The organism is Nitrosospira multiformis, from assembly GCF_900103165.1.
GTDB lineage: Bacteria > Pseudomonadota > Gammaproteobacteria > Burkholderiales > Nitrosomonadaceae > Nitrosospira > Nitrosospira multiformis_D.
The window spans coordinates 1,831,743-1,851,204 of the sequence record NZ_FNKY01000001.1 but is presented as its reverse complement, the minus strand read 5'-3'; the positions used below and the strand labels follow the sequence as shown (position 1 = coordinate 1,851,204).

16 protein-coding genes and 1 pseudogene are annotated in these 19,462 nt (G+C 53.0%); 12 read left to right on the top strand and 5 right to left on the bottom strand.

Features of this window, described 5'->3' with window-relative positions:
* Positions 1 to 40 precede the first annotated feature (40 nt).
* Positions 41 to 2,767 (bottom strand): endo alpha-1,4 polygalactosaminidase, encoded by a 2,727-nt coding sequence (locus BLR00_RS08210; protein ID WP_256324086.1) that lies wholly within the window; start codon positions 2,765 to 2,767, stop codon positions 41 to 43.
* A gap of 563 nt (positions 2,768 to 3,330) precedes the next feature.
* A complete protein-coding gene (gene ygfZ / locus BLR00_RS08205) occupies positions 3,331 to 4,383 on the bottom strand; it encodes a CAF17-like 4Fe-4S cluster assembly/insertion protein YgfZ (RefSeq protein ID WP_074631911.1) in 1,053 nt (350 codons plus the stop codon).
* A gap of 101 nt (positions 4,384 to 4,484) precedes the next feature.
* Between ygfZ and BLR00_RS08200 the strand changes: the two genes are divergently transcribed.
* Positions 4,485 to 5,015 (top strand): protein YgfX, encoded by a 531-nt coding sequence (locus BLR00_RS08200; RefSeq protein ID WP_256324085.1) that lies wholly within the window; start codon positions 4,485 to 4,487, stop codon positions 5,013 to 5,015.
* A 323-nt stretch (positions 5,016 to 5,338) separates the two neighbouring features.
* Here the strand turns inward: BLR00_RS08200 and BLR00_RS08195 are convergent, their stop codons facing one another.
* Positions 5,339 to 6,364 carry a sulfate ABC transporter substrate-binding protein gene (locus BLR00_RS08195; RefSeq protein WP_107797711.1) on the bottom strand — a complete coding sequence of 342 codons (1,026 nt, stop codon included), beginning with the start codon at positions 6,362 to 6,364 and terminating at the stop codon, positions 5,339 to 5,341.
* A 196-nt stretch (positions 6,365 to 6,560) separates the two neighbouring features.
* On the bottom strand, positions 6,561 to 6,725 hold the full coding sequence (locus BLR00_RS16815) for a hypothetical protein (RefSeq protein ID WP_181319725.1): 165 nt from the start codon (positions 6,723 to 6,725) through the stop codon (positions 6,561 to 6,563).
* 165 nt (positions 6,726 to 6,890) lie between these two features.
* Between BLR00_RS16815 and BLR00_RS08190 the strand changes: the two genes are divergently transcribed.
* The 3 genes from BLR00_RS08190 (at position 6,891) to BLR00_RS08180 (ending at position 10,699) form a co-directional block, all read left to right on the top strand.
* Positions 6,891 to 7,808, top strand: coding sequence for a family 2A encapsulin nanocompartment shell protein (locus BLR00_RS08190; RefSeq protein ID WP_074631910.1), 918 nt, complete (start codon positions 6,891 to 6,893; stop codon positions 7,806 to 7,808).
* On the top strand, positions 7,795 to 9,624 hold the full coding sequence (locus BLR00_RS08185; protein WP_074634206.1) for a family 2A encapsulin nanocompartment cargo protein cysteine desulfurase: 1,830 nt from the start codon (positions 7,795 to 7,797) through the stop codon (positions 9,622 to 9,624). The genes BLR00_RS08190 and BLR00_RS08185 overlap by 14 nt, the downstream gene beginning before the upstream one ends.
* 130 nt (positions 9,625 to 9,754) lie before the next feature.
* Positions 9,755 to 10,699 (top strand): CysB family HTH-type transcriptional regulator, encoded by a 945-nt coding sequence (locus BLR00_RS08180; RefSeq protein WP_074631909.1) that lies wholly within the window; start codon positions 9,755 to 9,757, stop codon positions 10,697 to 10,699.
* Between the two features lie 65 nt (positions 10,700 to 10,764).
* Here the strand turns inward: BLR00_RS08180 and BLR00_RS08175 are convergent, their stop codons facing one another.
* Positions 10,765 to 12,594, bottom strand: coding sequence for an ABC transporter ATP-binding protein (locus BLR00_RS08175; RefSeq protein ID WP_074631908.1), 1,830 nt, complete (start codon positions 12,592 to 12,594; stop codon positions 10,765 to 10,767).
* Positions 12,595 to 12,959: 365 nt separating this feature from the next.
* On the opposite strand from BLR00_RS08175, the gene BLR00_RS08170 reads away from it, so the two are divergent.
* The 8 genes and pseudogenes from BLR00_RS08170 to BLR00_RS08135 all read left to right on the top strand — a co-directional run bounded on the left by BLR00_RS08170 (position 12,960) and on the right by BLR00_RS08135 (position 19,449).
* Entirely contained in the window at positions 12,960 to 13,901 is a 942-nt protein-coding gene (locus BLR00_RS08170) for a zinc dependent phospholipase C family protein (protein ID WP_074631907.1), read from the top strand.
* Between the two features lie 2 nt (positions 13,902 to 13,903).
* On the top strand, positions 13,904 to 14,323 hold the full coding sequence (locus BLR00_RS08165; RefSeq protein ID WP_074631906.1) for a hypothetical protein: 420 nt from the start codon (positions 13,904 to 13,906) through the stop codon (positions 14,321 to 14,323).
* 136 nt (positions 14,324 to 14,459) lie between these two features.
* Entirely contained in the window at positions 14,460 to 15,095 is a 636-nt protein-coding gene (locus BLR00_RS08160; RefSeq protein WP_074631905.1) for a MarC family protein, read from the top strand.
* A 203-nt stretch (positions 15,096 to 15,298) separates the two neighbouring features.
* A complete protein-coding gene (locus tag BLR00_RS08155) occupies positions 15,299 to 15,736 on the top strand; it encodes a GFA family protein (RefSeq protein WP_074631904.1) in 438 nt (145 codons plus the stop codon).
* Positions 15,737 to 15,864: 128 nt separating this feature from the next.
* Complete coding sequence (locus BLR00_RS08150) at positions 15,865 to 16,653, top strand: SDR family NAD(P)-dependent oxidoreductase (RefSeq protein ID WP_074631903.1); 789 nt, start codon at positions 15,865 to 15,867, stop codon at positions 16,651 to 16,653.
* A gap of 276 nt (positions 16,654 to 16,929) precedes the next feature.
* Complete coding sequence (locus BLR00_RS08145) at positions 16,930 to 17,301, top strand: hypothetical protein (protein WP_074631902.1); 372 nt, start codon at positions 16,930 to 16,932, stop codon at positions 17,299 to 17,301.
* 516 nt (positions 17,302 to 17,817) lie between these two features.
* Positions 17,818 to 18,192, top strand: a pseudogene (locus BLR00_RS08140) (transposase); the annotation flags it as partial.
* A gap of 135 nt (positions 18,193 to 18,327) precedes the next feature.
* Entirely contained in the window at positions 18,328 to 19,449 is a 1,122-nt protein-coding gene (locus tag BLR00_RS08135) for an IS110 family RNA-guided transposase (RefSeq protein ID WP_107797712.1), read from the top strand.
* Positions 19,450 to 19,462 lie beyond the last annotated feature (13 nt).

Here is a 19,462-nt window from a genome sequence, read left to right as displayed (position 1 = left end):
CATCAATGCAGGTGAGTTTAATAGGGATTCCCGCTGGGCTTCAACACGCAAGACTGAATTCCCCTGAAGCGTTCTTTTCAGGTATGACATAAATGGAATGCGAATTCCGCTGCTGGGAAGTCAATGCCTCGCCATCCACCTTTAGCGCGCAGGAAGCGGGAATTCCGAGAGTCAAATCCCCGCGTGGCTCGAATAAGAGAGTGGCGGAACCATCGGAATTGAGATGCCACGATTTTAGCGGCGCACTGGCATCAATCAATCGCAAAGCTGAAGCGTTGTCATCCACGGGTTTGAGAACGGCATGATTACGCGCCAGATGAATATAACGGTCGGCATCCCGGTCGGAATAGCCGACCACATCGGTGGAGATTTGTGGCGTCATCTCCGAAACAGGCAATCGCACCGTTCTGAGCGCATCCCCAAAAAGCAGCCAGTCGCCATTGAGATTGCGCGCAATACTCGCCGTTTGGAAAGCCCGCCCACGCTGGGCGTATTCATCGAGCCATACACTCAGCACATTTTCCGTGCGCTGCTCGTTCGCGAGCCGATCCAGAAGTTCGGCCCCGTTTGCATGCAACATTGCGTCGGCATGGAACGAGATGGACGAGGCGCGCAGGCGGCGTACAAGATTAAGCTCCCGATTCCAATCGCTGATTTTGCCAAAATTCAGTGCCTCGCCATACCAGAGTTGCGCAAACAGCGGCTCGCCGATTAGTGGTGTCAGCACTTGCGTGCCCCACTGAGTGGGCCGTAACGCCGGAGAAAGATCCGCGAGAGATAGCGGGCCGCTCTGCCAGTACAAGCCGCCGCCGCCGTAATGGGGTAACACGCCTTTTTCGGCCGCTGCCAACGCAGCGGGACCGGGCTTGCCATCACCTGGCCAGATAAGCAACAGAGGGGAATTGGGCGCCACTGACTGCATAAATTCAATGGTTCCCGCGGTCTCGCGCGTCATCTCCGCCGCGTAACCTTCCATGAATACGCTATAACGATAAGGCTGCTGGTTCGCGTCGGTTTTTCCCTCGAATATTCCCCAGTAAAAAGGATGACTATATGTATGGCTCGCCAATCGAACCTGGGACATGGCGGCCAATTGCCTGATTTTGCCGCGCTGCTCATCGCTGCTGACTTCGGCCTCGATCACACCCAATGTTACCGGCGTGGTATTCTTTTCGATCCATGCCCTAAGCCGATCGATGGCTTCAACACCCTGCTCGTCTTTGGCAAACAAACGGTCGCCGCGTATTTCGATGATCCCCAAGCGGCGGCCATTCTCCGTTGTCAGATCAAATACCGGCTGCTGTGCCGGCAAGCGTAGCGCGGCCTTGAAAAAAGAAAAAGGATCGAGCAGCCATTCATGCCGGCCCGACACTGTCTCACTCATTACATGAGGATGCAATGCATACCCCCCCCATGCGCCAACGGCAACCGGATGAAACGTGTTGGCCCCATCGTTCAACGTCAACCAGGCCTCATGGTTATCGTGAACCCGGATATCCGGCGTACCGCTGCCCACAATTGGCGCTATTCCTGGCCGGCCCAGGCGTTCGTCGACAGTACCGAGCTTGAGTGTGTTGGTCGTGGGGTGTAGCTCTCCCTGGTAACTGACCACGCTCCGGCAAGCGGCACCCACCGGTAAATGGCCCATGAACACCACCGGCAGACCCGCATCGACTTCGGATTTCAAACGTGCGCAGATGCTGTCATAGCGGCCATGGCTGTCTTCAGGCAGCCATGTGATAACACCTGCATAACGCCCGACCAGCGGTTCGATGGGCAATGGGAGCTGATCGATATACCAGTAGTCGAGCGCCAGCCCCAGATACTCCAGCGGCATTGCAGCGTGCTTGAATAGCCCATGATCCATTTGTTGCGAGGGTGTGCCGTTTATGATGGCCAGCAGTTTGCGTGGAGCCAGACGAACGCGTCCCTGCCCCAGCCAGGTGAGATCGCCGTTGGCGACCCATGGCATGAATCCGAGCTCGACAATTTGACGCGCCGTTTTTTCAGCTTCGGCCCAATTACCCGGTTCGACATAATCCAGCACGGTAACGGGTACATTGAATTCATCTTGCGTGCGCTTCAACTGCTTGAGAAGCCATTCCCTGTTTTCTTTCTTGGTCGGCGCATGTTTGCCGGTAACCGGATCGAAGCCGTGAAAAAGCGATTCCGCAACCATACCATCGGCATATTGGGCGGCGCGGTCCAGCACCTCGAAGCCGCGATTGAGAATGAGTTTGCAACCGGGAAAGCGGCGTTTCACCTCTGCAAGCAGCGCAACTAATCCTTTCTCTTGCTCCTCGCGCTGTTTACCTTCGTTCGTCACAATCAGATAACTATCAACCGTATCGAGGAAAAACGCACGATAGCCGTCACGCCACAAACGGCCAAAATGATGCTCCAGCAGATACTCGTGCCAGGCGGGATCATTCATGTTCATCACCAGGCTATTCCATGCGGGATTCACGCCAATCGACCATTTCGTTTTGATGCGTGGCATATCCTCGCTATTACGCGCAATCTCACCGTATGAGATATAGGCAAATATTAACGAATCCAGGTTCAGCAACGCCGCCCTCTCGTGTGGCAGGATCTGACTCGGCTGAACGACGATCTGATCGAAATGGCGCAAATCTTCCACTGGCGGACGGCTTCCATAGTAGAACACGATATCGCGCTGTTCCAGGGTATCGGCTAACACCGTGGATGCCATGAATGTCAGTGGCAACATCAGGAAACGGAGAAACAATATTTCACTCTTAAGCATTTTCAGTTTATTTCAACCTAAATCCGGCAGTTGGACAGGGTGGAGTGTGCGGTTTTTGAGGTGCAGGGCAAGGCGCAACGACGCGGAATGGTCATTCCATTCCAAGGAGTTGCAACGCCGGCATGCGCCGTAAAAACCGTGCAATCTGCCCTGTAGCGAGCTCACCGAAAAGGTGAAGGTCAAGTAATGCAAACAGTCCTTGTGGATCATAGTGTTAAGCCAAAAAGCGAGTGGTCAACTACCGGATTTAGGTTCAAACATGCATCGGACGTATGATGAGAATATTTCTGGCATATAACTTGGCAGAAATGGAACGACAACACTCGCACTGGGGGATAATCAACCGGACGGCCCCTTTGCAGCCGTGCTGGACGATGTTACCCGTTTGGCATGATACCGGGTCTTTGCCGGTTCCCGCTCATGCGTAAAGATAGCCGGTCACCGGACATTAATTGCCCGGGCAGAGAGTCATCATTATCAGTTCGTCCCCATTTTTCAGGGTTGCCCCGTAGATTCGTTGCATGAGGATGATCAAAGCGTCCATAAAAATTTGGTTCCAGCAGCTAGTGATGGACTAAATAAGGCAACGGCATGATGTCCAGCATGGGGCCATCCAAAGACATCCAATGAATTTTACCGGCCTCGATACTACTTGTCTGTATGACGGCTAACACGTCAAACCCTCCGTCAGGCGCGGGAGCCGCGTTAGCTATCATGCCACTTGATTGTTCCCCCATATCAGCACTGAATAATTCGTCTCCGGCTTCAACTGACGTTTCTGGCGATGGCTGGATATGGGCAAGGACCATGCGGCGCTTGATTTTCCCCAGATACTGGGTACGGGCGACAATTTCCTGACCAGGATAACAGCCTTTCTGGAAACTTATTCCGCCGATGGCATCCAGATTTGCCATTTGCGGTACGAATTGTTCTTGTGTCGGCGTGGTAATCACCGGAATACCGGCCTTGATTTCCAGCCAGTCCCAGCAGGATGCTCCCACCGGGGCGGCGTTCTTTCTCAAACGCTCCCACACGGTTTGCGCCTGCCCAGTGGGTACGACGAGCTCAAAACGGTCTTGTGCAAGACGGATGACGCTTCCCGCCTGGACATGAACCACTTCAAGAGGAGAACCTGGAACCTCACCCAGAACTTCCCGCATTAACGTCTCGGCATGCTCTCCCGCCACGCCGATGCGCACCAACGCGTCACTGTTGTCGATTAGCTTGACTTTAGCGCGCAGGACATACATGGACAGACGTTTCTGGATGGCTGCCCGCAACGCCGACGGCAATTGCATGGCATAGCCGCCGCTATCGTGCCACATCAGAAAACTTGCCAGCATCCTGCCCTTTGGGTTGCAATAACTTCCATAGAGCGCGGTGGAGCGGGTAACGGAAGGATTAATCGCTTTGATGTCGCAACTCACCTGCCCCTGCAGAAAAGATTGCGCGTCCTCGTCCGAAAAATGAATCAGACCAAAATGCGACAGATCCGCCAGCACCGTACCTGATCGGACACTCGCCAGCTCCGCGGCGGCATCACCATAGCTGACAACGCGGCTATCCTGGATGATTGCGTTGCAGCTTTGCAGAAAGGAGTGCCATGCAGGGTTCATGCAAATCAAGACCGGCTGGTGAACGAGAATCAATATAGGATTATACGGCCAACGTGCACCCCGGATAAACCGCTAATTGCCCGAAATGAGATAATCGGACTATGGCTACCCCTTCATCGCCCTCTCCTCCTTTGCTGATTATCCGGCTGAAGCCCTCTATGCGCCTTGTCATGATATTGAGTCTTGCTCATTTTTCCGCTATCGGGCTATTGTGGCCGCTGATGTTGCCTGCGGCGGCCAAACTGATAGGCTGCATTATTCTGGCACTCAGTCTTTTTTTTCATTTAAAGCGTTACGCATTGCTACGCTCGCCGGCATCGGTGACAGGGCTCGAACTATCGGACGAAATGACCTGTACGCTCGAATTACAATGCGGGGAGCGAATTGCCTGCGACGTGCTCGGCAGCAGCTTTGTCGCGCCTTATCTAACAGTGCTCGAACTAAAGCCGCTAAAAACCGTGGATTCCGGGGAATCCATACCATCCCTGACTTCTCCGGTTCTCTTGACTCCCCGGCCTCCACCGCGAATGTTCTTCGGGCGCAGCGTAACGATTCTGCCGGACGGAATAGACGCGGAGGAGTTCAGGCAGTTGCGAGTACTATTGCGGTGGAAGTGGAAAGACCAGGAATGAGACGATAGTCGTCTCATTCTAGAATTATCCCGAGTCTGATAGATGGGTAGGGTGAAGTGTGCAGGTTTTTGAGGACATGGCAGGCGTAACGACGCGGAATGGCCACTCCATTCCAAGGCGTTGCAACGCAACCTGCCGCAAGAACTGCACAATCCACCCCGTAGCGGGCTCACTCAAAAGACAAGAATCCAGTGACACGAAAATTCTCTACCATAATGCCAGGCCGGCAAATGAGCGGTCAACTGCCGGATCTGGGCTGATCAGTTTTCAAGTTTCCTATTTTATGGCGACCTGGTGAGTTCGCTATAACTGCCGACTTCAGGTTAATTTCCCTGAATACGTTCAAAAATTCCACCCCTGGCAAAGTGTACTTTCTGGGCCTGCTGCCAACCGCCAACCACTTCGTCTATGGTGAACAGTTCCAGTGAAGGAAACTGACTCGCGTATTTGGCGCTTGCCTGCGCGTCGCGCGGGCGATAATAATGCTTGCCCACGATGTCCTGGGCTTGGGGTGTATAGAGGTAATCGATATAAGCGGCAGCCACTTCACGCGCACCGTTCCTGTCAGCCACCGCGTTCACCACGCTGACCGTAGGTTCGGCCACTATCGACATGGATGGCGTGATAATTTCAAATTTATCCGTCCCTTCTGCGCTGGTTTGGCGAATTAACAGATGGGCTTCATTCTCCCATAACAACAGCACATCGCCGATATCTCGCTCGACGAAATCAGCGGTCGCCGGCGACCTGATATTGGCAAACAATTTCGTGACGAATTCGAGTGCGGCTGCTTCGCCGCCACCCGGTTGCCTGAGCGCATACCCCCACGCTGCCAGGTAATTCCAGCGGCCACCGTCGGAAATCTTTGGATTGGGCGTGACTACTTCTATCTCGGGCCGCAGAAGATCATCCCAATCGATCAGTTTCTTGGGATTCCCTTTACGCACCAGAAATACAATGGTCGAGGTATAAGGTGAGGCATATAGTGAGGAGCGGGCCATGTTTTGCGGCAGGGTTGGGTTCCAGGCGGGAGCAATGAACCGGTTGGTTTCGCGCAACCTGTCCACATCATAAGATAGGGCAAGGGTGGTGATATTGAGCCCATCAAGTACAGCGCGTATCGGTTTCCCTGATTTACTCTGAGCCAGCCCGACATTAATGTCTACTCCGGACCGGGCTTTCCAGTGGGTGGCGAATGCGTTATTCAAATCCACATACAACTCGCGGGTGGGATCGTGAGCGAGGCCAGGAGAGAATGTTTGCAACGCGGCATATGCGGCACCCAGACTGACCAAGGATATAACTACGATAACAGCGATATGGGATTGATGGGATTTAATGAAAGACATCTTGATTTCCTCCAATGCTGATAATCAGGAAGAAAATCTAACACTCATCTTCCCCGCATCAAACCAAGAAAATGTGCATAGCTTATCAGGCGGGCTCCGAATAAATCCCGCAGCCACATCCCATTCCGTATTCCCTGTTTTCGGGTGGCTAATTACAAGCGCCCCTTATCCATAAAAGAGATAAGTAAATGAAATGTTATTGGTTCCCTGTAAAAGATGTAGCTGATAACTTTACGCTGTGGTTATCTTCTCCTTTGTTGTAATTCGCGGCGCTGGCCATTGGCCAGCGCCCTTTTTTTCCTTGGAGATCCCCAAACCATAAAAACCATTCCATTGCCGGATAATCGAATCTCGCTTTCATGGCAGGGAGACTGCAAATTTCAATGAATTTCCGCACAAAAAACTCAAAATAAGAAGATTTATATAATAATTTAATATAACTTAATAATAATCTGCTATATATAATAGGTAGTAATGCTTCATTCGCGCATCAATATCACTCACACACTTAACCAAGGAGAATGAAATGGCGGACATCCATCAAGGACACACAGCACTGGGAGACGTGGCGGCACGCACGCTTGCCAATGCCACTAAAACCGTTCCCCAACTGCGGCTTATTACCCCGCGCTGGCTTGTTCATGTGCTGCAATGGGTACCGGTTGAGGCCGGTATTTACCGTGTAAACAAGGTAAAAGATCCCGATAAGATTGAAGTGGACTGCTCCAACAAGGACGAACGCGAACTGCCCAATACTTTCGTGGATTACGAGGAATGGGGGCGGGAATATGTGTTGAGCGCGGTCAATACCGTAGTGGACGTACATACTCGCGTTTCCGATCTCTATAGCAGTCCGCACAACCAGATTCACGAGCAGGTTCGCCTGACCATTGAAATAGTAAAGGAACGCCAGGAAAGAGAGCTGCTGAATAATAAGGAATATGGCCTGCTCAACAATGTGAATGATTCCATGAGAATAAAAACACGGTCGGGTGCGCCCACTCCGGACGATCTGGACGAGCTGATTGCGCGCGTATGGAAAGAGCCTGGTTTCTTTCTGGCACACCCGCAGGCAATCGCCGCGTTTGGACGCGAATGTACGCGCCGTGGCGTGCCGCCTCCAACGGTAACCCTATTTGGTTCACAGTTCCTGACCTGGCGTGGACTCCCGCTCATTCCCTGCGACAAGATTGATGTGGTTAAGGGCAAGACCTCCATCCTGTTGCTACGCACTGGCGAAACCCGTCAGGGCGTTGTCGGATTGTACCAACCGGGTCTGGCGGGCGAACAAGGCATGGGACTCTCGGTGCGTTTTATGGGCATCAATCATCAAGCTATCGCTTCTTACCTGATTTCCCTGTATTGCTCGCTGGCGGTATTGACTGAAGACGCGGTCGGCATGCTTGAAAATGTCGATGTGGGCAAATATCATGAGTACAAGTAATCGACCAGATCTGGGTGAGACTTTGGGCGGTACGCCCGGCTATCTTCCCGATATCGGGGAACTTACGCGCATGGTGAATGAGATGTTTTCCACTCCGCCTGGAATGGAGCATGTTTCTACAAACCCTTCCAGCGCCTCTTCCAGTATTCCTTCCGGTGTTTCTTCCGGAATGGGCGCCGGAATTCCTGCCGGATACGCTTCCGAGGTTCCTTACGGAACCCCAGGTTCCGCAGCAACCACGCCAGACCCGAAATCCGTGATACCTTCGGCGGCGCCTCTGGGGTCCTACCATACCGTTCCCTATTCGGCGGGAGCAGCCCAGGCCCTGAAAATTCCGGCGCTGGGCGCGGATCTTCCCTACGCCGATACGTTTGCCGCATTTTCGCTGCCGCTTCCCCCGGCACTGAATGCCCCGCCCGCCTTTTTGCCATCCGGCGGCATACCCGGCATAAACGCCGCTTCATCCGCTGGTACGGACGCTTTGCCCATCGATTCGGCTGGCGCGCCGCCGTTCTATTTCCTTGACGAGGCCGTGCCGTTCGGTGGCGGTGCCCGTACGGGGCAAATACCGGCGATTGCATCGGCACACCCCGCGTTTGACGCCAATGCCGTGCGGCGCGACTTTCCAATCCTTAAGGAACTGGTGCATGGCCGCCCATTGATCTGGCTGGATAATGCCGCCACCACGCAGAAACCGCAATCTGTCATCGACCGTCTCACCTACTTCTACCAGCACGAAAACTCCAATATCCACCGTGCGGCGCATGAACTGGCGGCGCGCGCCACCGATGCTTACGAGGAGTCGCGCGAGAAGGTGCGCCGCTTCCTCAATGCTCCGTCCGCCGATGAAATCATTTTCCTCAGAGGCACGACCGAAGCGATCAATCTTGTTGCACAGAGCTGGGGCCGGCAAAATGTCAACGAAGGGGACGAAGTTGTCATCACCTGGCTGGAACACCATGCCAATATCGTGCCATGGCAGCAGCTGTGCAACGAAAAAGGTGCGAGACTGCGCGTGGCGCCGGTGGATGATGATGGGCAGATATTGCTCGATGAATATCAGAAACTCCTCGGTTCACGCACCAAGCTGGTATCGTTCTCGCAGGTTTCCAATGCGCTGGGTACCATAACACCGGCGAGGGAGATGATTGAAATGGCGCACCGCGTGGGTGCTCGCGTGCTGGTGGATGGCGCGCAGTCAGTCTCGCACATGCGGGTGGATGTGCAGCAACTCGATTGCGACTGGTTTGTTTTCTCGGGACATAAGGTATTCGGTCCCACAGGCATCGGTGCCCTGTTCGGCAAACTGGAGTTGCTCAATACCTCCCCCCCCTGGCAAGGCGGCGGCAACATGATCCAGGATGTCACCTTTGAGAAGACGTCATACAATGCCGCACCCGCGCGTTTTGAAGCTGGCACCGGCAATATCGCCGATGCGGTGGGGCTGGGCGCCGCGATCGACTACGTGGAAAGGGTTGGCATCGACAACATAAGCCGCTACGAGCACGACTTGATGGCCTATGCAACACGGGGTCTCAATACCGTCCCTGGTCTGCGGCTTATCGGCACCGCGCCGGACAAGGCTGGGGTATTGTCGTTTGCGCTGAAGGGATTTGCCACCGAAGAGGTCGGCGGAGCCCTGAACCGGGAAGGCATTGCGGTGCGCGCCGGTCATCACTGCGCGCAGCCTATCCTGCGGCGTTTTGGCTATGAAAGCACGGTACGTCCATCACTGGCGCTGTATAATACCCATGCGGATGTCGATACGCTGGTCGCTGCACTGCACCGTCTGCAAGGTGGCCGCTATAATTATTAAATAGGCGGGTATTCAGCAAGGTGACTAAAGCCTGCCCGCATCAAATAGCTTGGGGGCAGGCTTCCTTTATTTGTGCATTTGAGCGCCCAGGCATAAAAATAATCCCAGATAATATGAGTTGATAGGCCCCATGAACTTTCAGCAGTTACGTATCATCCACGAAACGGTGCGGCAGAACTACAACCTCACCGAAGCGGCAAATGCCTTGTTTACGTCGCAGTCGGGTGTCAGCAAGCACATAAAAGATCTGGAGGATGAACTAGGCATCGAACTGTTCGTGCGCAAGGGCAAGCGGTTGCTCGGATTGACCGACCCCGGCAAGGAACTGGTGGAAATTGTCGAACGCATTCTGCTTGACGCAAAAAACGTCAAGCGTTTGGCGGAACAATTCAGCAATAAGGATCAAGGACGCCTGACTATCGCGACCACGCATACACAAGCGCGGTATGCATTACCCTCCGTGGTGACACAATTCAAGAAAGCATTTCCCAACGTCCACCTCATTTTGCATCAGTCCAGCCCGGATGAGATCGTATCGATGCTGCTCGATGGTGTCGCGGATATCGGCATCGCTACCGAAGCCCTGGAAAGTGTTGTGGAGCTGGCGTCTTTTCCCTATTACTCCTGGCATCACGCAGTCATTGTGCCGCCCGGTCATCCACTGGAATCGGTTTACCCGCTAACGCTCGAGGCGATTGCCGAATTTCCGGTCATTACTTATCACGAAGGTTTTACCGGACGGTCAGGAATCGATGAAGCCTTCGCAAAGATGGGGATCGTACTTGATATCGCGATGTCGGCGCTGGACGCCGACGTCATCAAGACCTACGTCGAACTCGAACTGGGGGTGGGTATCGTTGCCTCAATGGCATTCGATCCGGGACGCGATACCCGGCTTCACCTGCTCGACAGTTCACACCTGTTCCAGAGAAATACCACGAATATCTCTGTCAGGCGTGGCCATTATATGCGTGGGTACGCCTATCGCTTCATCGAGCTTTGCCTGCCGTCGCTGACTGAGGCAGCGATCCGCTCGGGCGTCAAACCCGAGGTGGACGTGGAGCTCGACGACTGACCTCACTCCTGGACGCAGGACAGATACGGCATTTGATCGGGTAGACTAGATATCCGGGCCTGGCCCTACACATCGTCCCCCAGGAACCCACCGCTTTGGTGACTCCACAGGCGCGCATACAAACCGCTCGACGTGATGAGGCTTTGATGGGTTCCTTCCTCCACAATACGTCCTCTATCGATCACGATCAGACGATCCATCGCCGCAATGGTAGATAGCCGGTGCGCGATGGCTATCACGGTCTTGCCTTGCATTAATCGATATAAGCTTGACTGAATTGCCGACTCCACTTCGGAGTCCAGTGCGCTGGTGGCTTCATCCAGCAAAAGTATCGGCGCATCTTTCAGCATGACACGGGCTATTGCGATCCGCTGGCGCTGCCCCCCCGAGAGCTTTATTCCGCGTTCACCAACATGGGCATCGTAGCCATTACGTCCCGCTGGATCGGTCAGACCCGTGATGAATTCATGGGCTTCGGCGCGTTTCGCGGCGGTGATCATATCCGCATCGGTGGCATCCGGCCGGCCATATAAAAGATTATCCCGCACCGAACGATGCATGAGCGAGGTGTCCTGGGTGACCATGCCGATATTGGCGCGCAAACTGAGCTGGGTAACGTGTTTGATATCCTGTTCATCGATCAGTATGCGCCCCTGCTCAACGTCATAAAATCTGAGCAGCAGATTGACGAGCGTGGATTTACCCGCACCCGAACGCCCAACCAACCCGATTTTCTCACCGGGCCGGATACGTAATGAAAAGTGATCGATGACCGGCGTAATTCCCCCATAGTTAAAAACTACATCCTCGAATCGAATATCCGCATTGTTAATCCGCAGAGGTGCTGCATCCGGATGATCGGTTACCAGATGCGCACGTGATAGCGTGTTGATGCCGTCTCGCACTGTGCCAACCTGTTCCAGCAGCGAAGCCATTTCCCACATGACCCAATGAGACATGCCATTCAGTCTTAGCGTCATTGCGCCGACAACAGCAACAGCGCCGACACCGACCTGACCCTCTGTCCACAACCATAAAGCGACTCCCACCGCGCTGATGATAAGACTCGCTCCCATAACCTGATTCACCGTTTCGAAACCGGTGATCAACCGCATCTGGCCATGCACTGTTTTCAGAAACTCCTGCATGGCCGATCTTGCGTAACCTGCTTCCCTGCCGGCATGAGAGAAGAGCTTGACGGTGGCAATGTTGGTGTAGGCGTCACTGATGCGGCCCGTCATGAGCGCGCGCGCGTCGGCCTGCAACTGCGAAACCCGGCTCATTCTCGGCACAAAATATCGCAAGACAAAAATGTAAAGCACCAGCCATCCCATAAAAGGTATTAACATCCAGACATTGAAATTCCCCACCACGGCAACCAGTGTCAAGAAATAAATCGTCACATAAACGAGTATGTCTCCCAGAATAAAACAGACATCGCGCAGCGCAAGCGCGGTTTGCATGACTTTGGCTGCTACGCGGCCGGCAAACTCATCCTGATAAAAATTCATGCTTTGATTGAGCATCAGCTGATGAAAATTCCAGCGCAGCCGCATCGGAAAGTTTCCTCCCAGCACCTGGTGCTTGACGAGATTCTGCAATCCCACCAATCCCGGACTGGCCACCAGTATCCCGGCAAACAGCAGCAGCGTATACCGCTCCTGCTGCCACAAAAGAGCAGGCGGTATCTGGCCTAGCCAATCAACAACTTTTCCCAGGATGGCAAATAACAATGCCTCAAACGCACCTATGCTCGCGGTAAGTAGAGTCATCGCGACGAGATACCGCCGTACACCATGGGTGGCCTCCCATATGAATGCCAGAAAACCCTTTGGCGGAATCCTGTCCGTGGTATCAGGATAGGGATAAATCACTTTCTCAAAATAATTGAACATTTGAAGCCTTGATCATTAAAAATGCTGAACGAGATGTTTGGTCGCACTGCCACGCCACCCATGGTAATTCAGATGGTTTTAGTGCAATATTCCCCTGAACGCGCTGTTTGATGTGCTAGGTAAAAGAGTAATGCTGAAGAGTTTGGGACGCTTGACAGTTAAAAGTATCAGAAAGGATCTACGAAGACAGTCGATACTGCCCAGACAATACGTCAACTTTCGTTTGAATTCGAGCATGGCATGGGAGCGGCCAAGACATTCTTGCGCAAAAGCACGCAAGATACAAGGACGACAAGTGAACTGCGCAGGCCAGACAGCCGGCAACTGAGAAACAGCCAGTCAATGTATAAAACAATGGAACTATAATGCCTGGCGCCTATGCACACCTAACTCTGGTCAATCTGATCAGGGAACCGGCCAAGCTTGAAAGCCACGGCTTCACGTCCGAGGCAATCGTTTCGGTACTGGATTACTTCCGCTTTTGCGAACTTGGCGCGGTCAGCCCGGACTATCCTTATCTGGATATCGCCCATCCCGATGCCTGTCACTGGGCGGATCGAATGCACTACCAGAAAACCGGCGACATGGTCAAAACGGGAATTGACCTGATCAGGAAGCTGAATGGCGCATCACGGCAAAAAGCGTTCTCCTGGCTGCTCGGATACACCAGCCATGTGGTAACCGACGTGACTATTCACCCTGTTGTTGAGCTGAAGGTAGGCGAATACCAGACGAACAAGGGAAAGCACAGAATCTGTGAAATGCATCAGGATGCCTACATTTTTCAGCGGTTGAACATTGGTGAAATAGGCTTGGCCGAGCACCTGGATTCGGGAATCTGGGGTTGTTGCGATACACCCGGCAGCGGAAAGCTCGACCCGGCAATTGTAAGCACCTGGCAGAGCATGCTTGAGACCTGCTATTCGGGCCCATATCAAACCAATCCTCCCATCATCAATAGCTGGCATAGCTCGTTCAAGTTTATTGTCGATAAAGCGGAAGAAGGCAATGTGCTTCCACCCTTTGCCCGCCATGTTGCCGCCAACATCGGCCTGACCTATCCGGCTATTGCCGATCTCGACAAGCAATATCTGAAGGATCTGGCAACGCCCCTCGGTGCGATGAATTACGACCAGATATTCGATCGGGCGATGGAAAACGTTCTTGTCGCCTGGTCGCACATTGCCAATGCCATCTTTAAAAACGATGATACCTACCAGACGTCGGCCGTTAACTGGAATCTGGATACGGGTAGAGATGATAGCGGCGGCTATGTCTACTGGAGAGACAAAGAAGGCAAGACCTGATTATGATTAAAAACACCGTTACTGTGGTATTTGTACTTTCCTTCCTGGTAAGTTGCATGTCCAGCCAGGGACATGTTGATAGTGAGGAAATGTATATCAAGGCCTCCGCGCTGACCAAATTGGCGGCGGCAGTGGAATCAACGGTACGTTACAAGAGTCCACCGCCGGAACTTGGCGAAAGCGAACTGCTGACGCTGGCAACCCGGCATGACCCAATCCTGCTGGAGAATTTCAAGGGCTATAAGGTCAGGGTACTACGCAACGAACGCCACTCGGTCGTGCTCGTGTGCAATGCAGCCGGCACGCACGCGTTACTGGAAGATGCCGGATGTAGCGGCCCGATGGACCGCAATCGCTGGATGGGAAAACCGGAGCCGTGCGAATTCTCGCTTGATACGAAAACAGTTTGTGGGAAAGATTGAATGCACTCGCAATCTCGCTCCTAGGATCGTTGCCTGCGTGCTCGCTGAACACTGATTGAGCGCCTGCCTTAAGTAAGACCAACCATCCACTCCGTGGCGATATGGTGCGCAATATTTGACATATTCCGGCTAGACAATGCTTTCAATTTTAGCGCTAACCATCAAGAAAGCCGTCACGCTTTTCGTGCTGGTGGGACCTGTTTCCATGATCCCGGTTTTTCTCGCCGTCACGGAGGGTCTTGATTTGCACAGCAAGAGCCGTTTTGCCAGGACCATTGGGTTGAGCGTCACGGTAGCATTGCTGACGGCAACATTTCTCGGCATGCCCATTCTGGGATTGCTTGGTGTATCGCTCGGGGCCATGCAGGTGGGCGGAGGGGTTATTGTCTTGCTGCTGGCAATAGCAATGGTTCTTGGGAAGGAATCAACCTTCAAGGGATCGCCCTCTATCACTAACGAGCACGGGGTTCGGGAAGCGGCAATTGTTCCCCTGGCGGTGCCGCTGCTGGCGGGGCCGGCAGCATTCAGCTATGTCATGGGAAACAGCGCGTGGCAGACCTCTGCGGATCTGATCCATGTCGTGGTGCCTATCCTCATCTTGGGTATTGCGTGCTGGATAACCTTTTATATAGCATGTCAGGGAGAGAAGAAAATTCGGCAGTCTACTTTGGATGTTGTACAGCGCATAGGAGGATTCATTCTTGCGGCGATGGCTATAGAGATGATGGCCACCGGGTTACGTGGATTGTTTCCCGTGCTTACTCCAGCCTAGTGTCAGGATTCGTTTTGGATAAAGATTGAGTGACCGCAAAGCGTCGAGAACGGAAGCTCACGTTTCCCGAAGCAACGGTTAACCTCAATCCGTGATGATGGGCAACTAAATGCTAAAAAGAGTCATTCATCGGCGATGAGCAAGGATCAAACGAATCTGATCCTGAGCTATCCTCGTCGCCCGGTCACTATGGAGGATGCATTATGACGAGCGACAGAAAGGCTTACAAAGGCAGCTGTTTTTGTGGTGCGGTTCAGTTCACGGTCAGCGGTGAGCCGGATGGAATGGGTTATTGCCATTGCGAGTCGTGCCGACACTGGTCGGCAGGGCCTGTTAACGCCTTCACTTTGTGGAAACCCGAAGTGGTGCAGATCACGCTGGGAGCAGAAAACATTGGCACTTACAACAAAACGCCGCACAGTTATCGTAAATGGTGCAAAACGTGCGGCGGTCACATCTTCACCGAGCATCCAGGCTTGGGACTCACGGATGTATATGCGGCAGTTATTCCGGATTTCCCCTATCACGCCGGTGTTCACGTGCACTATCAGGAGACAGTGCTGCGCATCAAGGACGGATTACCGAAGATGAAGGACGTCCCGAAAGAAATGGGTGGCTCGGGTGTCAGCGTGGCGGAATAATATGGCAGACTCTTCAAACTTCACCGCCCAGCAAGGTGCCAACCAATCAGCCATTCGCTGCGCTGACGACTAACCTGTGACACGTACTGAGAGATCCCTATTGGTAGTGATCACGGAAAGGTAAGTCAATGGATCTCGAATTAAGGAATAAATCAGCCTTGGTTACCGCTTCATCGGGAGGTATTGGGCTGGAAATTGCGCGATCGCTGGCTGTTGAAGGCGCGGAAGTTATTGTCAACGGCAGGAGCCGACGCAGCGTTGACGAAGCAATTTCAAATATCCTGAACAGGCATCCGGGCGCAAAGTTGATCCCATTGATTGCCGATAACGGAACAGCGGTCGGTTGTGAACAAACCATCAGCGCAATTCCGCATGTGGATATTCTCATCAATAACCTGGGTATTTATGAAGCGATAGATTTCTTCAACGAAACCGATGAGGACTGGCAGAAGGTATTCGAGGTCAATATCATGAGCAGTGTGCGTCTGGCTCGCCATTACCTTAAGCATATGTTGAGCAAAAACTATGGAAGAATAGTATTTATCTCAAGCGAATCGGGTATGAATCCTGCTCCCGAAATGACGCATTACAGCGCAACAAAAACGATGCAGCTTGGTATTTCCCGTTCACTTGCGGAACTGACCAAAGGTACCAGAGTGACTGTTAATTCGGTTCTGCCGGGTCCCACTCGCACAGAGGGAGTGAAAAAATTCATTAGTGATATATATCCGGATATTTCCCTGGAAGCAGCAGAGAAAAAATTTATGTCAAACAATCGCCCGAGCTCTTTGATCGCACGTCTTATCGATCCTTCTGAAATTGCGGATGTGGTAACTTTTGTTGTCAGCGCGCGCGCCTCGATAATCAATGGTTCATCTATCCGTGCCGAAGGTGGCCTGATAAAAACCGCTTTTTAGTCCGGAATGTTTCATAAATTCGCTTGATGATTACCTAGGATTCTGTTTATAGGAAGATTTTGTGAAAGATGACATAGCTATTCATCCGGCCGACTGAAGAAAATTTCCATACGCAAAACACCAGCGACGACGTGCGTCAATTTATGAAATATTGAGGTTAGTTGGCAATCACGTTTCTATATTAATATCCACCGATATAGAGTAGCAACTAGAATGACGTTAGCATATTAAGGATGCTGATGGCTTTCGATTCAATAAATGCAAAGGTGAGCTAAAATGTCGAAGAAGGTCGAAATCAAGTGGTTGAGCGAACCGGAAGCGCACGACTATCAAGCAGCGCTATCGTACCTGTCCCTGTTCTACGATGAACTGACGGCCACCACTCATGCGGATAAATTGAAGCGCGCGCCGATATTGAAGTTCAAGGCAAAAGATATTTTCAGGGCGTCCAATTTATCATTGCTCGGGGTAAGCAACGCCCATGTTGAACAGGATCAACAGAAAATAAAATTGGGAGAACAGTTATCGCCCCTCCTTCTGATAAGAGACTCAGTCAACGGAAAAACGATCGTTGCGGACGGATATCATCGATTATGCGCGGTCTATTCCTACGACGAAGATGCTGTTATTCCATGCAAAATCGCATAGCCCTTTCACCATCTGTTTGACCATTTGAGCCATCCAGAGACAAGTCTGAAAAAATCAGAGGCCTGTTTGGAGGTTGTGACCCCAGAATCAGCACCGGTTTAAAATGGAAATTTCGGGCTGAATTCACTGTCATTTTCCACCTTGATGATGGCGGGTAAGCCCCGCTGGATTGCAATGCGGTTGAGCGTATTCGACATCGTCTCCTTTCAGGCTCTGACCCGCCTCTATAGCAAAACTCGCGAGCATATAGTTGTCCACACGGTTAATGCAGCCAGGCGCCCGCCATCGAACAGCGCATTCGCCACAAAATCCATGCTCCAGATCTGATTCATCGCGGTTACAGGATGCTCTGGCTGGCGTAGTCGCGCCAAGTTGTTACGCTTGGGACGCCTGAACCGTAATTAGTCGCCCCTGAAATACCCATTTAACCCGCGCCGATATTGGGATCCAGGAGTATACAACGGATGAAGAATTTGCCAGAATTGGGGTTATTTCCCCCTGATTTCTGGTGAATTCATGAAGCCGAAAAAGCAAGAGTCAAGCACCTGTGATGACCTGTTCCGCCTGCGCCTGGAGCAGCTACTGGATCAACGTCATGTTCTGTACCGGCTGGCGGGCAAGATTGACTGGAATGCGGTAGAAGAGCGCTTTGGCAGACTCTACGCAGAGGCGGGCCGCCCTGGCATCCCGATCCGGCTCATGGTTGGGCTGCACTATCTGAAGCACGCCTTTAACGAATCGGATGAGACGGTGGTGGCACGCTGGGTAGAGAATCCCTACTGGCAGCACTTCTGTGGTGAAGAATACTTCCGGCATGAACTGCCCATAGATCCGAGCCAGATGACCCGGTTCCGGCATCGGATCGGTGAGGATGGCTGCGAATTCATGCTGGGCAGCTCCCCGCCCTATTCGCCAATACCGCGGAGTATCCCAGGCTTCGAGCCTGTATTCGCAAGGAAGGTAGGCGCTTATGCAGGGTCAGGGAACCAGTGATCATTGTATCTCAACCTCATTCCAGGATTCATCATGACAACTAAAATGCTTGTACCCGCCAAGAGCGCCACGCTGGCCTTTGCCGGCATTGATGCCGGTGCCACGGAGCTGATGCTGGTGATTCGCAAAAATGCCGTCTCCATGAAAGGCCAGAAGTTTGCCAACACACCGTCGGAGCGGCTGCGCCTGCTCAAGCGGCTGTCCAAATTCCCCGGCGTGAGCGTGTGTGTGGAAGCCACCGGGGTGTATCACCTCGATTTGGCGCTGGCACTGGCGGATGCCGGGGTGCGGCTGATGGTGCTCAATCCCAAGGCCGCGCATAACTTCGCCAAGGTACTGCTGAAGAACAGCAAGACCGACACGGTGGATGCCGACACACTGGCACAATACGCCGAGCGCATGCCCTATCAATCCTGGACGCGTCCCGCCACCGAAGCCCCGATGTTGCGCGCACTCGCCCGCCGTATCAACACGCTCACACGCAATAAGGCGGCGGCCAAGAATCAGCAGCATGCGCTTACCTTCAGCCCGCAAACGCCGAAAGCGGTCCTGCGCGACTTGAAGCTGTCGATTGCGCAACTGGAAAAGCGCATTGATCATCTCGCCGCGGAAGCCAAAACGCTCATCCAGGCGTATCCTGCGCTGGCGCGCCCGTTCGCCTTGCTGCTCACGGTCAAGGGCATCGGCGAGACCAGCGCCATCGCGCTTCTGGGTGAGTTGATGCTGTTGCCGCCCAGCCTGACTCACCAGCAATGGGTCAAGGCCGCCGGGCTGGACCCGCGCCACTTCAAATCGGGCACCAGCGTGGACAAGCGTGCCCGCATCTCCAAGGCCGGCAACCGCTATATCCGTCAGGCCCTGTATCTGCCGGCCTTGAGCGCCAAAGCGCATGACCCGCATGTGAAGGGCTTCTTCGAGCATCTGTCGCCCACGGCAAAACCCCGCTGCAGGGGGTATGCGCTGTCATGCGTAAATTGCTGCATGCGATTCATGGCATGCTCACCCATAACCAGCCGTTCGATAATTCAAGATTCTATGCGCTTCCCGCATGATGCAAAAAAATCAGAAAATAGTGTTGATAGCGAACAGAGTATCTACCAAAGCAAAAAATCAAAAGTACTATTTACTTTATATCGTGACCGAAGTATAGAGTGACCAGACGACCCTC

Excerpts from the sequence above, each read along its gene's own strand:
- BLR00_RS08210 (WP_256324086.1), bottom strand. The coding sequence starts at position 2,767 with ATGCTTAAGAGTGAAATATTGTTTCTCCGTTTCCTGATGTTGCCACTG.
- ygfZ (WP_074631911.1), bottom strand. The coding sequence starts at position 4,383 with ATGAACCCTGCATGGCACTCCTTTCTGCAAAGCTGCAACGCAATCATC.
- BLR00_RS08200 (WP_256324085.1), top strand. The coding sequence starts at position 4,485 with ATGGCTACCCCTTCATCGCCCTCTCCTCCTTTGCTGATTATCCGGCTG.
- BLR00_RS08195 (WP_107797711.1), bottom strand. The coding sequence starts at position 6,364 with ATGTCTTTCATTAAATCCCATCAATCCCATATCGCTGTTATCGTAGTT.
- BLR00_RS16815 (WP_181319725.1), bottom strand. The coding sequence starts at position 6,725 with ATGAAAGCGAGATTCGATTATCCGGCAATGGAATGGTTTTTATGGTTT.
- BLR00_RS08190 (WP_074631910.1), top strand. The coding sequence starts at position 6,891 with ATGGCGGACATCCATCAAGGACACACAGCACTGGGAGACGTGGCGGCA.
- BLR00_RS08185 (WP_074634206.1), top strand. The coding sequence starts at position 7,795 with ATGAGTACAAGTAATCGACCAGATCTGGGTGAGACTTTGGGCGGTACG.
- BLR00_RS08180 (WP_074631909.1), top strand. The coding sequence starts at position 9,755 with ATGAACTTTCAGCAGTTACGTATCATCCACGAAACGGTGCGGCAGAAC.
- BLR00_RS08175 (WP_074631908.1), bottom strand. The coding sequence starts at position 12,594 with ATGTTCAATTATTTTGAGAAAGTGATTTATCCCTATCCTGATACCACG.
- BLR00_RS08170 (WP_074631907.1), top strand. The coding sequence starts at position 12,960 with ATGCCTGGCGCCTATGCACACCTAACTCTGGTCAATCTGATCAGGGAA.
- BLR00_RS08165 (WP_074631906.1), top strand. The coding sequence starts at position 13,904 with ATGATTAAAAACACCGTTACTGTGGTATTTGTACTTTCCTTCCTGGTA.
- BLR00_RS08160 (WP_074631905.1), top strand. The coding sequence starts at position 14,460 with ATGCTTTCAATTTTAGCGCTAACCATCAAGAAAGCCGTCACGCTTTTC.
- BLR00_RS08155 (WP_074631904.1), top strand. The coding sequence starts at position 15,299 with ATGACGAGCGACAGAAAGGCTTACAAAGGCAGCTGTTTTTGTGGTGCG.
- BLR00_RS08150 (WP_074631903.1), top strand. The coding sequence starts at position 15,865 with ATGGATCTCGAATTAAGGAATAAATCAGCCTTGGTTACCGCTTCATCG.
- BLR00_RS08145 (WP_074631902.1), top strand. The coding sequence starts at position 16,930 with ATGTCGAAGAAGGTCGAAATCAAGTGGTTGAGCGAACCGGAAGCGCAC.
- BLR00_RS08135 (WP_107797712.1), top strand. The coding sequence starts at position 18,328 with ATGACAACTAAAATGCTTGTACCCGCCAAGAGCGCCACGCTGGCCTTT.